Raw genomic sequence first — 12,734 nt, forward strand, 5'->3', positions numbered from 1 at the left:
TCCCTCTAAATTTAGCCAGTGCAACAACACGTTGTCGTTGCGATAGTTAGGGGATTGCGAGAGCTGTGCCAAGTCATTAAAAACAACTTAAACACTTGATATGTAAATAATTAAACAAAAAGCCCGCAGGAACGCGAGCTTTGGTGGAATTGAACAAATATTAAACTTTAGTCAAAATCACTAAATTGTTAGCCTTTTTGACTATTGTGCTCAGCGACTTCTCTCTGTGCACTCTCTACCGCGTCAAGTGCATTTAAAAGCAGATTAGGATCAGGGCTTTTTCCCGTACCATTTTGACTTAAGTATCTACGCCAAATACGCCCACCGGCTTGACCTTGGTAAAGCCCTAAAATATGACGCGCGGCATGCCACGGCTTAAAGTACGGATCGTCCTGGCGCTCTATGTATTGCTGCATTTGAAGCACTATCTCACGTCTTGACAGACTCTGCGCGTTAGCATCATCAAATATGTCCCTATCAACGGTCGCCATAATGTAAGGGTTACTGTATACCTCGCGCCCTACCATCACGCCATCGACACTTTGTAGTTGCTGTTGCGTTTCTGCAAGCGTTTTTATACCGCCGTTAATACTGATTGATAATTCAGGGCGAGCTTCTTTAAGCTTATGAACTCTAGGATAGTTTAACGGCGGAATTTCACGGTTCTCTTTTGGACTTAGACCTTGCAACCATGCCTTTCTTGCATGAACGATGAAGGTATCGCATCCAGCATCAGCGACAGTGTCAATAAAGCGGGCAAAGTCTTCATCTTCATCCATGTCGTCAATACCAATTCGGCACTTAACCGTAACGGGAATATCTACAGCTGCCTGCATGGCTTTCACACAGCTTGCCACAACGTCAGGTTGCGCCATCAAGCATGCGCCAAAACTACCGTTTTTCACTCTGTCACTGGGGCAGCCTACGTTTATGTTTACCTCATCGTAACCGCGCGCTTGTGATAACTCGGCACACTTGGCCATATCAGACGGATCACTGCCGCCCAGCTGTACAGCCACAGGATGTTCTTCTTGGTTGTAACCAAGATAATCGCCTTTGCCGTAGATGATTGCTCCTGTTGTCACCATTTCCGTATAGAGGAGTGTGTGCTTGGACATTAATCGTAAAAAGTAGCGACAATGGCGATCTGTCCAATCCAGCATTGGAGCGACAGAGAATCTGCGGTCAAGAGTTTGAACAGTAGTATTCAATTTAAGCCCATGTTTTATTTAGATAATATTTAACTTCTTGAGTAAATACCAAATGCGGTATTTATCCCTTTATTTCCTTATTTTCACTGTATTGGGGCCCAAAAAGAGTCTTTTTGGGGCCCAAGTTTTTAGGCGGAAAATAAGATGGCGTAGTATAGCATCACTAAGACGACGAGAAAAAATATCAATGTCTATCAGGTGAGAGTAAGGTTTAGATGAAATAAGATCAGGCCTTCTTTTGCGTTTTCTAAGGCGGTATGGACGCAAGATGAGAATGACATTGCCGCTGAGCTAATCGTTCCGTTGCGAATAGCCTTGCCGTTGAGTCAATCGGAGGAACCACGGAAATACGTACATTTCACTTAACGCCTTTAAGGGTGGCTCCGGTCATGCGCCGTGAGGGTAATACACAATAAGGGTTTGCACACGGCCCGCTTAGTAATGTAAAGCGGGCGACATAACATGTGCAAAAAAGCCTAAGAAAGTTAAGAACAACTTACTGAAACATCAGCGCTTTTTGTCGCATTATTACTACATTTATACGTTTAGCGTATTTCAAAGTTGGTAAATTGAGGCTATTGTATGGACAAATATAGAAAATAAATAACAAAGCTAAGTATGTGATAGCCGTTTTTTGCATACCTAATGCAAGTAAACTGGGTCTATCGGAGATATTTTATGGCGGACAACAAGCAGAAGGACCAGCAAGTGCAAAACAGTACTGAAACTGAGAGCGCCCCTCAACCAGCAGATGAACTTGCTCAACTCAGAGAAATACTGTTTGGCCAAACAAACCGCGCTTTCCGCGCAGATCTGTCTGCGCTAGAGTCACGAGTTAACGATAGCTTCACGAAGCTAAATGTACACCTTGATAATCAGTTCAACGATATCCGCAAACTTATCGACGAGCAGATACGTGAACTGTCTAACCAGCTAGCTAACGCGAACGACAGTCACAGTAATGTTCAAGAGCAACTCCAAAACACCACTGATAAGCTACAAAGTGAGTTGGAAATGGCTGAAGCGGCGGCAAAAAATGACAACGAAGCACTAGAAGCCCACGTGGTGAAAGAGTTGGAGTCGTTAGATAGCCTATTTAGTAAACGTCACCAAGAACTGTTAGAAAAACTTCAGCAGGTAACCCGTGACCTTTCCGAAAGTAAAACAGATAGAAAAACGCTGGCAAATTTACTTTCTACTATGGCCACTAATCTCGCAACCGATCATTAATAAATGACTGACAAGGTGCCGCCGTCTGAGTTTACGGACGATTCTCTGGAAAAAGTAAGAGAATTACTTATTGGGCGGGACAACACATTTGTTCGGGAAAAGTTAGATCACGACGCAAAAGGGGTTGTGAGTAACGTCGTATCTGAAGCTTTGTTGGAGCGAGAGTCGAAAGACGGTTCGGTAAATAAAGTCCTCGTTCCCCTTGTTGAAAAGTCATTACATCGCTCTATTGAAGCGAACAGCGAAAAAATTGTTGGTACACTTTATCCACTTGTTGGCGCTCTTGTAAGAAAGGCGGTTTCCGCTTTTCTGGTAGAATTTGTAGAGCGTACCAACGCACTCATCGAAAACAGTTTAAGTCCAAAAAGTATTGCTTGGCGCTTCAAAGCCTGGCAATCAGGGGTAAAGTATTCCGAGTACGTTGCGTCACAAATTTACCAGTACCAAGTTCAGCAGCTTCTTGTCATCCATCGAGAGACCGGCACGCTACTTCACAGTATCTCTGCAGACCCGGATAAGCAAAAAGATGCCGATCTCATTTCCTCTATGCTAGTGGCGATTAATGATTTCGTTGCCGATGCTTTTGGCGTCAATGGCAATGAATCAGAAAACGAATTGGGTGAGATTAAAACCGAAGATTTCACTCTGCTCATTAAAATTGGGCCGCAAGCACTTCTCGTTGCCGCCGTCACAGGAAGTATCCCACCAGAAATCCGTGGAAAACTTCAGCAAGCGCTGGAAGATTTTCACAGGTTTTATCAGCAACCGCTTATCAATTACGATGGTGACAATGCAGCATTTGCAGGGTGCGAGACCCTACTTGCCGACTGCTTAGTGAGTGAAAAAAAAGAAGGCGAAGGAAAGAAAGCAAAACGGTTCATTGGCGCATTAGTCTTGTTCATCGCCCTCATTGGGTTAGGTATTCTTTCTTTCATGCGATTATCCCTCAGCATTTTGAAGAGCGATTTGCATGAACTTCCTTTCCCGCCCGGCGTCATCATTACTGATACTTACATCTCTAATGGCAAAGTACACGCCAAGATTCTAAGAGATCCCGCCGCTGACGATATTGAGAGTTGGTTTAAAGACCATGGTATCGACCCCAACCGTGTGGTAGTTATTGAGGAGCCGTTTGTTTCACTTAAGACGAGCATAGTCGAGCGCAAACTCGAAAAACTTATTCGTAATTATCCGTTGAGCGAACAAGAAACGCTTTCGCTTAACTCAGCAAACGGAAGTAAATGGATTATCTCGGGTGATGTCTTTGCCGCTACTGCCATGCGCCTCAATCAACAGATAAATAACCTTCCGGGTATTTCAAGTACAGACATTGATATCAGCTCACTCAATGTAAAAGCAGAGTATCAGTTGGATAGTTCAGCGCTGCAAAAAGTAGCCCTTACGCAATTGGTTAATAAAGTTTCTTCACAAAGTGTACTTTTTGCTACTAACCAAGATGCGCTTTCTGAAGTACAGTTAGCAACGTTGGAAGGATTGGCAAATGATGTAAAACAGCTCCTATCTGTGGCTAAAAAGACAAACACAGTGGTTAGCATTGTTGTGATGGGTGCCAGCGATAATTCTGGTTCTAGTGCACGAAATCGTGAACTGAGCCAAAAAAGAGCCGAAAATGTTGTGAATTCATTAATTTCGCTTGGTGTTGAAAGTAGTATTCTTATACCCGTAAGTTTAGGAGAGCTGCCGTTGCAAAATCCATCAATGGGACGTTCGGTTATGTTAAACGTATTAGTATCCAGTGCACTGTAGTAAGGAAATATCTCAGTGATACAGAAAAAAGTGTGTATTTTAGGGCCTACTGGTGTTGGGAAAACAAGCCTGATTAAGCAGTTTGTCGAAGGTATTTTCTCTGAGAAATACAAGACCACCATTGGCGTAAAAATAGACAAGAAACAAGTCAATAGAGAAGGCCGTGGGATACAACTTCTCATCTGGGATCTAGAGGGTATTGATAGATACTGCGGATTCAATCCTCGCTACCTTCGTGGCGCGAGTGCGTACATTGTTGTCGTTGATCAGACCCGCTCACAGTCTTTAACGGAAGGCATGGAAATTCTAGAGCTAGCCAAAGAGCATTACCCTGATATCCCAGCGTTTTTCGTTATTAACAAAACAGACCTTCCAACGAGCTGGCATTGGAGTGAGGAAGAATTAGATACCTGCTCTCAAAAGTTTGCTTTATTGACTAAAACGAGCGCGAAAACCGGTGAAAATGTAGAGAGCTTATTTAACACAATTGCGTTTTGGTAGGAGAACTCCATGGACATCCATTTATTAAACGCTTTGGGTATTACCAATTGTGCTCTGTTTAAATACACAGACTCACATGAACTAGAGTGCCTAACCCCTGATCTGCCATGGCTATCCCATGTCGTTACGCTAGATGCAAACAATAAACTACAGAAACAGCAGATACCGTCCGTATTCTTAGACGACTTTTTCCTTGATGCCAATGAGGTATGGAAGGGTGACAATTCATTTAGTCTTTCCTCGGGTTTTTGGACTGAACAAGATGACAACCTTTTACTTCGCTTAGAAGCAGTAGCGATTAACAGTGAGTCGGGCGCGCGCTACCTGGTTGTAAAAAATGTAGAAGAGCAATTCGATGAAAAGCGCAGAACGCTGCAAGCGGCAAGAGAGCTGTTGCTGAGCCACCATGAAATCGTGGGGCAACATGAATATATCAGGCACAAGTTGAATAACGTGCTGCGTAAGAATACGCGTTTACAAAAGCTAGTACCGCCTATCCAGCAGGCAATTCACGATTTAGACACCGGCGTTGTCATTCTTGATGATAAAGGCGCGTTGGTTTTGGACAACAAAGCTTCACACAGGCTTCTCTTTTGCAACAGTTCAACACCAAGCTCGGTCCGCATTAGTGAGCTAATTAAAGACATAGGTGCTCCACCCACATTTTTACCTGCTCTCGTTAAGAAAAAGTCACCGTGGCAAGGCGAGCTGTTTTGGCAACCTGTCGATGAGTATAAAGTCTGGCTTCAAGTTACTATCCATCCCGTACTACAAGGCGAACAACTTACTCACTGGGTGTATTTACTTACCGATATTACCCATATTCACGGTAATGAAGAAAGCGCGCTTACAGCCAGTGGAATGGATTCACTTACAAAAGTTGCGAACCGCAACTTGTTTATTGAAACGGTTAAACGCTTAGTCCAAGAGCAAAACCCCTTCAAACTATTTCTCATTGATATCTGTGGCTTTAAAAAAATAAATGAATCGCTTAGCTATCAGTCTGGCGACGAGATTCTCAAAGGTTTTGCACTTCGTCTACAAAGTTTCGTGGGTAATAGCGGGTTTATTGCCAGAATTGGCAGTAATGAATTTGCGCTTGTTAAACGCAGTGATACGTTTATTGGGCAAGCAAGCGAAGACTACACTGAAGCGCTTTTAAAGAAATTAACGCAAACCTATAACGTGCTTAATGGGAGTGAACCGCATTTAGCAGTAAACGTCGGTATCGCAAACTTCCCTCTTGACTGTAACTCTGCTGAGTCGCTGCTTCACTGCGCTGATACTGCGTTGCAAGCGGCTAAATATCAAGGTCGTAATAGCGTACTTATCTATAGTGAAGAGTTACATAAACAACATCACGCGACCAATGAACTCGAACGCCAACTTCGTAAAGCCATTGAACAAAACGAACTGACGCTTTTCTTACAGCCCATTGTTAATTTAACAACAGGTAAAATCGTTAAATGTGAGGCATTGGCAAGATGGATCACGTCAGATGGCACGTTTATCTCTCCTGACGTTTTTATTCCTTTAGCGGAAAAGAGTGATCTTATCTTCACGTTTGGTGAGTGGCTTATCAATAAAGCATGTGAAGCAATTGATGCAATTAAAGCGGCGAGTTTAGATATCCGTCTCGCGATCAATATTTCGGGCCGCCAGGTCACAGATCTCGCTCTGCTAAATCAGATAAAGAGTGCGCTTGAGGATCATAAGCTATCTGGGTCTAATCTATCCATTGAACTAACCGAAAGCGTGTTTGTGGATAGCTTGGATTCGGTATCTATATTACTCAACGAACTTCGCGGCATGGGAATAACAGTGTCGATTGATGATTTTGGTACGGGCTTTAGCTCATTAGTCTATTTGAAAAAGCTGCCAATTGACGAGCTAAAAATTGATCGCTCATTTGTCAGTGAACTTGAAGACAACACTGATGATCAGGCTATTGTGCAAGCTATTTTAGGTCTCGCGCACAACTTGAATATCAAAATTATTGCTGAGGGCATTGAAACACAACAGCAACAAGATTTTCTAAAAAGCCACCGCTGTACCTATGGACAAGGTTATTTATATCAACGTCCTGTGGCTGTCTCCGAATTCGTATCTTCCGCCAAGACGTTAAGATAAGTCATGTTGGCTGAAAGCGCCAACATCAGCTGAGGCTCTCACCCTTTTAGCTGATGTTGGTGATGGTATCGCCTTGTAATACCAATCCGCATAAAAGCAATGAGCTCAGATTAAGCCCATGTGACCTGCATGAAACTCTAAATGTTCTTCGATAAATGACGCAATAAAGAAGTAGCTGTGGTCGTATCCTTCGTGCATGTTTAAGGTAAGCTGCGTATCTGACTGTTGCGCAGCATGCACCAACGCTTGAGGCTTTAACTGCTCGTGCAAGAACTCATCTTTTGTCCCCTGCTCCACCAAAAGAGGAATACTGTGCGTTTTGCTCGCGAGTAGTAAAGAAGCGTCATACGCTTTCCATGCTTCCTTATCATCGCCTAAGTATCGTCCCAACGCTTTTTGCCCCCAAGGGCAATCAGAAGGATTAGCAATAGGGCTAAAAGCAGAAACTGAGACAAATTTATTCGGATTACGCATACCAATCACGAGTGCGCCATGCCCGCCCATCGAGTGCCCGCTAATCGCTCGCTCTTTAGTAACAGGGAATTCGCTTTCTATCAATGCAGGTAGCTCATCAACAATATAGCTATACATATTGTAATGCGTGTTGAACGGTGACTGGGTTGCGTTGACATAAAATCCAGCGCCAAGCCCGAAATCATAGGCCCCTTCTTCATCATCAGGCACCCCTTCACCGCGGGGAGACGTATCTGGCGCAACAATCGCCATACCTAGCTCAGCGGCGAGTCTCATTGCGCCCGCTTTCTGCATAAAATTTTGGTCTGTACATGTCAACCCAGACAACCAGTAGAGCACGGGAACCGGTTTCTCCTTTGAGGCGAATGGGGGAAGAAAGATTGCGAAGGTCATATCGCACTTTGTTGTTTCAGCGTTATGCGAATAGCGTAAATGACGCCCGCCGAATACTCTATTTTCGCCAATAAGCTCCATTACAGCTCCTTAAGTTCGTAAATTTGCACCTTTATTGTGGAATCAGTAAAGGCTCTATCGGATTTTAGATCAAGTTCGTTTACACTAAGCGCCTAATTTTTGAGGTAAGTATAATGGTAAAAGCACTGCTACATCATATTGTTGGCACTATTTCGGTCATCTGCTATTTCTTAAACACCGTGATTTGGTCCACGCCTATCTTTATATTGGCGGTTTTTAAACTTATCCCTATCGCTCCTTGGCGACGCTTCATTTCCTATTTACTCGATGCATGTGCAACAGCGTGGATAGGCGTAAACAATATTAACCAGCGTATTAGCAGTCGCACAACATGGAAAGTAAACGGGCTAGAAAAACTGACTCGAGATGGCTGGTATCTCGTTATTGCTAATCACCAATCTTGGGTTGATATCTTAGTGCTTCAACGTGTATTCAATAGAAAAATACCGTTTCTAAAATTTTTTCTCAAAAAAGAACTTATCTACGTTCCTATTTTAGGTCTTGCTTGGTGGGCACTCGACTTTCCCTTTATGCGACGTTATTCGAAATCATTTTTAGCCAAAAATCCCCATTTAAAAGGGAAGGACATGGAAACCACACGTAAAGCGTGTGAAAAATTTCGCAATAAGCCTGTTAGTATCATGAATTTCGTAGAAGGCACACGCTACACCCAGGCTAAACATGATAAACAGAACTCGCCTTTCACGCATTTACTCAAGCCTAAGGCTGGCGGTGTTGCGTTCGTATTATCAGCGATGGGCGACAACTTACATAAATTAATTGATGTGACGATTGATTACCCGCGTGGCGTTCCCTCGTTCTGGGATTTTGTCAGTGGCAAAGTCCGCGACATTCGGGTGAATATAAATGTAATGCCAATCAAAGAAATTATGGATAACGGTATTTTCAATGACAAATATTTCGACGATCCTCAGGTTCGTGCCCGTTTTCAAACGTGGTTAAACGAACGTTGGCATGCCAAAGATCAGCTTTTAGATTCACTTAACGCAACTCAGAAACCATTATGATTCGTGTAGTACTCGCTCCATTTATTTTTGTTTTACATACCTCACTGCAAATTCTAAACCTCGCGTTTTGGGGTGGGCTAATAATCTTACTAGGTTTGGTGAAGCTTTTACTGCCCAACGGCAAGGTTAGAGCGGTATGGAACAAGGTAATGCATGCACTTATGTTTAGTTTTGGTCGCATCAGTGTTCTGCTTATCAAGCTGTTTAACAACGTCAATATTCAATGCTCCGTGCACGGAGAGCTTTCAAAAAATAGCTGGTATTTGATTATTGCAAACCACTTGAGTTATCTAGATATCATTTTGCTTATTGAGTTTGCCACCCATCGCATCCCCGCTCCTAAGTTCTTTTTAAAGAAAGAGCTGATTTGGCTTCCTTTCGTAGGACTTGGTGCTTGGGCTTTAGATATGCCGTTTATGCATAGATATACCCGAGCGTACCTAGAGAAGTATCCAGAGAAAAGAGGTAAGGATTTAGAAACTACCAAAGCGTACTGTGAGAAGTTTAGAACGGTGCCGACAACGGTCATTAATTTTGTTGAAGGAACGCGATTCACTACACAAAAGCACCTCTCTAAGCAAAGCCCCTACCAGAACCTGCTTCCACCAAAGGCTGGTGGTGTATCTTTTGCTTTATCTGCGATGGGAGAGCTATTCACTAACGTACTGGATATCTCATTGCTGTATCCCGAAAATAAGCGTCACCCAATGATGGCAATGTTAAGCGGTCAAATGACAAAAATTGTCATCGATGTGAACGTAACGCCGGTTCCTGAATTACAACAGCAGTCAGAACGCACAGATTCTGAGTTTCGCCTTTATTTTCAAAACTGGTTAAACGGTCTATGGGAAAATAAAGATAATCGTATAAAGAAACTGTTGGAGTCCTAGTAAATGGAAGTGAGTGCATCAGTACGCGATCATTTTATACACTTGGTAAACGACGTTTTTCCAAATTTAACCACACAAGATCCTCTATATAGCGTTATTGCTCTTGGCTCTATTTTAGTTATTTCAGCGCTTATTTATATTGTCGCGCGGTTACTCGTACGCCCTCAAATTGCCAACTGGGTATATAAATCGAATAACAGGTGGGATAACGCACTCCAGGAGCACGGCTTCTTTAGGCGCTTGATGCACCTTTTTCCAGCGCTATTCATTTACGTCACCACGCCGGTACTTATTGATGATGAAGCCGTTATGCATGGCATGGTCATAAAGAGTGCTCAGCTTTACATGCTATATAGCGGTTTACTTGCCTTATACGCCATGTTAAGCACTGTTGAAGACGTTTACAATGCCTCGGCCTTCTCCCGTAGAGCACCTATCACAGGGTTTATTCAGGTTACAAAACTGGCCTTCGCTATTATCACTATACTGCTGAGTATTTCGCTAATTGTTGATAGAAGCCCGCTGCTTATTGTATCCGGGTTGACGGCGATTGCGGCAGTACTCCTGTTAATATTCAGAGATACTATTTTGGGCTTTGTTGCAGGTATCCAAATTGCCGCAAACCGCATGTTTAATACCGGCGATTGGATTGCAATGCCAAAGTATGAAGTGGACGGTGAAATTCTTGAGATAGGATTGACTAACGTCAAGGTACAAAACTGGGACAAGACGATTTCTACCTTACCTACCTACAGTCTTACCACAGAGGCGGTGAAGAACTGGCGCGGTATGCAGGAATCGGGAGGACGCAGAATTAAGCGTGCCATCTATATCGATGTTCACTCTATCAAGCTCTGCGATAACGACATGCTAGAGCGTTTTTCAAAAATTCGTTATATCAACGAATACATAGACAAAAAGAAAAATGAGCTGCGTGCTTACCATCGAGATTACTCTATCGATGAGTCTGACTTACTGAATAGCCGTCGCCTGACCAACATTGGCACCTTTAGAGCTTACTTAGAGGCTTACTTACGCAAGCACCCCAATATTAATCAAGAGCTCACCTTAATGGTCAGGCAATTACCGCCAAACGAGCTGGGCTTGCCCTTGGAGATTTATTGCTTTAGCGCAGAAAAAGAATGGGTTAAGTACGAAAAAGTGCAGGCCGATATTTTTGATCATGTCATGGCTATGCTCGACCTTTTCGACCTACGGGCCTATCAAAGGGATGGGCATCTTTCTCTATTGGCTTACCGAGAGCATAATGCGTATCAACAAGATTCAACAGACCATACAAACCACACCACGAAAGTGGGTGGGGAGCATGGCAAAGATGGCGATATAACACATAGCGATAACCAATAGCACGATTGAAAGAAGCGCGCAGAACGTCGAAACAGATTCAGAACATTTTAAGTTTCGCTGAGTGGGTAATTATCTATGCGGACTGGTATAAACCGTAGGCGAAAAAAAACCGGCTTTTGAAGCCGGTTTTTTATAACACGTGTTGCTTACGCCAAGGCATAGGCCATCAGCAAGCACAGTACTAAACCTGTTACGCCAAAAAAACCGTACTCGATTTTTTCCTGCATACCTTCAGCACCTGCCTTAGCAGTCATTAAGCCCATAACGATGCTGCTTAGCCCTAGCGTAAAGGCAATTAGCGCAACACCAAACATAATTGCATTAATCCAATCAGCCATTGTGATAACCCCTTAAAATAATTGGCGGTATTATGCACCAATAATTGCGTTTTGAACATGTCTGGATGGGTTTTAATACACTACAGTGTGCCAAAAATTGATCTTAGTCAAAATTGCTAATTTATTAGCATATTCGCCAAATAATTAATCTGCCGATAGAACCCAAAATCATTAAAAACCAATAAGCATATGATAAATATAGATATTAAATTTTGGCAAGGGCATTGCTCTATTCTGTGCAAAGAACCTCATTTTGTAGCGTCAATATATCAGTGACAGAACAGGGCTACGTTTAGTACGAATACCACCTTGTCACGAGTGAATTAAGGAATAAACAATGTCTAAGAAACTATTACTTTCGGTTGCCGTCACCAGCGCTTTGATCAGTGGACACGCCTTTGCTCATGACAAAAGCTTTGCAAATAGCTGTGACATGGAGCTTGATGGTCATATTCAATACTACAAGGGCAACTTAACCGTCACTATGGATAACGGTTCGGTAATGGAAATTGACGGGAAGCACAACCTGACGGTAAACGGTGAATTGGTATCTCTTGACCGCGAGCAACAGCGATGGGTAAGCGAGTATTATAACAATATCGACGCAGCAATCCCCATGACCCTGACCATAGCAAGCGAAGGATTAAAAATAGCAAACGTAGCCGTAACGGAAGTATTTACGGAATTACTTGGCGGTGACCAAATGGGCGATGATTTCCGCGAGCTGTTTGATTCACTCGATGCGAAATTACAAACCTCATTTTATGATGATGCAGGTAATATCCGCGTCGATTCAACGAAGTTTGATGAGCCAGGTTGGTTTGATGAAAGCTGGGAGCAAGAGTTCGAAACGCAAATTGAATCTTTGATTAGCGAATCTATGGGTCGAATTTTGATCGCCGTTGGCACTCAAATGTTGTGGGAAGGCGGTGACATGTCAGAGTTCGAGCAAAAAATGGAGCGCTGGGGCGAAGACCTTGAGTATCGCTTAGAAAGCCAAGCTGCTTCGTTAGAGGAGAAAGGCGATGCATTGTGCGAGGTACTTAAAAAAGCCGATTACGCTGAAGGCAAAATGCAAGCATCTATTTCTGGTCTTGATGGACTGAACCTGTTAGACATCGGCTCTCATTCACAAATGAAGATGTAGTCGTATTTTCACTCTACAAGTCTAATCACAATTAGCTGACTTTGGATAATACACCTGGTCAGCTTTTTTGTTTTACTGCCCCAACTAGGCCGTGTTGCCCCTTTGCTTGCTTCACATGGCTATTTTTCGCATCTAGTATAATACCAGTCCGCATAGATAACTACCCACTCAGCGAG

11 protein-coding genes are annotated in these 12,734 nt (G+C 43.2%); 8 read left to right on the plus strand and 3 right to left on the minus strand.

The genetic code is table 11. The features are described from left to right. Positions 1 to 188: 188 nt before the first annotated feature. Positions 189 to 1,211 carry a tRNA dihydrouridine(20/20a) synthase DusA gene (gene dusA / locus GVO63_RS15400; protein ID WP_159494316.1) on the minus strand — a complete coding sequence of 341 codons (1,023 nt, stop codon included), beginning with the start codon at positions 1,209 to 1,211 and terminating at the stop codon, positions 189 to 191. Positions 1,212 to 1,889: 678 nt separating this feature from the next. On the opposite strand from dusA, the gene GVO63_RS15405 reads away from it, so the two are divergent. From GVO63_RS15405 to GVO63_RS15420, 4 genes are read left to right on the plus strand one after another with little or no spacing between them, the layout of a single operon-like run. Beyond that, positions 1,890 to 2,441 (plus strand): hypothetical protein, encoded by a 552-nt coding sequence (locus tag GVO63_RS15405; protein WP_159581061.1) that lies wholly within the window; start codon positions 1,890 to 1,892, stop codon positions 2,439 to 2,441. Positions 2,442 to 2,444: 3 nt separating this feature from the next. Continuing rightward, positions 2,445 to 4,208 (plus strand): OmpA family protein, encoded by a 1,764-nt coding sequence (locus GVO63_RS15410; protein WP_159581064.1) that lies wholly within the window; start codon positions 2,445 to 2,447, stop codon positions 4,206 to 4,208. A gap of 15 nt (positions 4,209 to 4,223) precedes the next feature. Continuing rightward, positions 4,224 to 4,709, plus strand: a complete 486-nt coding sequence (locus GVO63_RS15415) for a Rab family GTPase (RefSeq protein WP_159494319.1) — start codon at positions 4,224 to 4,226, stop codon at positions 4,707 to 4,709. A 9-nt stretch (positions 4,710 to 4,718) separates the two neighbouring features. Then, positions 4,719 to 6,839, plus strand: a complete 2,121-nt coding sequence (locus tag GVO63_RS15420) for a bifunctional diguanylate cyclase/phosphodiesterase (protein ID WP_159581067.1) — start codon at positions 4,719 to 4,721, stop codon at positions 6,837 to 6,839. Positions 6,840 to 6,944: 105 nt separating this feature from the next. Here the strand turns inward: GVO63_RS15420 and fghA are convergent, their stop codons facing one another. After that, positions 6,945 to 7,787, minus strand: coding sequence for an S-formylglutathione hydrolase (gene fghA, locus GVO63_RS15425; protein ID WP_159581070.1), 843 nt, complete (start codon positions 7,785 to 7,787; stop codon positions 6,945 to 6,947). Between the two features lie 113 nt (positions 7,788 to 7,900). Between fghA and GVO63_RS15430 the strand changes: the two genes are divergently transcribed. Genes GVO63_RS15430 through GVO63_RS15440 form a run of 3 tightly spaced genes read left to right on the plus strand, consistent with a single transcriptional unit; the run spans position 7,901 to position 11,073 of the window. After that, on the plus strand, positions 7,901 to 8,815 hold the full coding sequence (locus GVO63_RS15430) for an acyltransferase (RefSeq protein WP_159494322.1): 915 nt from the start codon (positions 7,901 to 7,903) through the stop codon (positions 8,813 to 8,815). Continuing rightward, a complete protein-coding gene (locus tag GVO63_RS15435) occupies positions 8,812 to 9,705 on the plus strand; it encodes an acyltransferase (protein WP_159581073.1) in 894 nt (297 codons plus the stop codon). The genes GVO63_RS15430 and GVO63_RS15435 overlap by 4 nt, the downstream gene beginning before the upstream one ends. Before the next feature lie 3 nt (positions 9,706 to 9,708). Continuing rightward, positions 9,709 to 11,073, plus strand: a complete 1,365-nt coding sequence (locus GVO63_RS15440; protein WP_236552176.1) for a mechanosensitive ion channel family protein — start codon at positions 9,709 to 9,711, stop codon at positions 11,071 to 11,073. A gap of 146 nt (positions 11,074 to 11,219) precedes the next feature. On the opposite strand, the gene GVO63_RS15445 is transcribed toward GVO63_RS15440, so the two are convergent. Continuing rightward, complete coding sequence (locus tag GVO63_RS15445; RefSeq protein ID WP_159120402.1) at positions 11,220 to 11,411, minus strand: hypothetical protein; 192 nt, start codon at positions 11,409 to 11,411, stop codon at positions 11,220 to 11,222. Positions 11,412 to 11,748: 337 nt separating this feature from the next. On the opposite strand from GVO63_RS15445, the gene GVO63_RS15450 reads away from it, so the two are divergent. Further along, positions 11,749 to 12,558: a DUF2884 family protein gene (locus GVO63_RS15450; protein WP_159581076.1), complete on the plus strand. Its 810-nt coding sequence runs from the start codon at positions 11,749 to 11,751 to the stop codon at positions 12,556 to 12,558. Positions 12,559 to 12,734: the final 176 nt, after the last annotated feature.

Origin of the sequence: Alteromonas sp. KUL106 (assembly GCF_009811415.1) — a bacterium.
Lineage (GTDB): Bacteria > Pseudomonadota > Gammaproteobacteria > Enterobacterales > Alteromonadaceae > Alteromonas.

Coding starts and splice junctions, on each gene's coding strand:
- GVO63_RS15405 (WP_159581061.1), top strand. CDS start 1,890: ATGGCGGACAACAAGCAGAAGGACCAGCAAGTGCAAAACAGTACTGAA.
- GVO63_RS15435 (WP_159581073.1), top strand. CDS start 8,812: ATGATTCGTGTAGTACTCGCTCCATTTATTTTTGTTTTACATACCTCA.
- GVO63_RS15420 (WP_159581067.1), top strand. CDS start 4,719: ATGGACATCCATTTATTAAACGCTTTGGGTATTACCAATTGTGCTCTG.
- GVO63_RS15445 (WP_159120402.1), bottom strand. CDS start 11,411: ATGGCTGATTGGATTAATGCAATTATGTTTGGTGTTGCGCTAATTGCC.
- GVO63_RS15440 (WP_236552176.1), top strand. CDS start 9,709: ATGGAAGTGAGTGCATCAGTACGCGATCATTTTATACACTTGGTAAAC.
- GVO63_RS15450 (WP_159581076.1), top strand. CDS start 11,749: ATGTCTAAGAAACTATTACTTTCGGTTGCCGTCACCAGCGCTTTGATC.
- GVO63_RS15430 (WP_159494322.1), top strand. CDS start 7,901: ATGGTAAAAGCACTGCTACATCATATTGTTGGCACTATTTCGGTCATC.
- fghA (WP_159581070.1), bottom strand. CDS start 7,787: ATGGAGCTTATTGGCGAAAATAGAGTATTCGGCGGGCGTCATTTACGC.
- GVO63_RS15410 (WP_159581064.1), top strand. CDS start 2,445: ATGACTGACAAGGTGCCGCCGTCTGAGTTTACGGACGATTCTCTGGAA.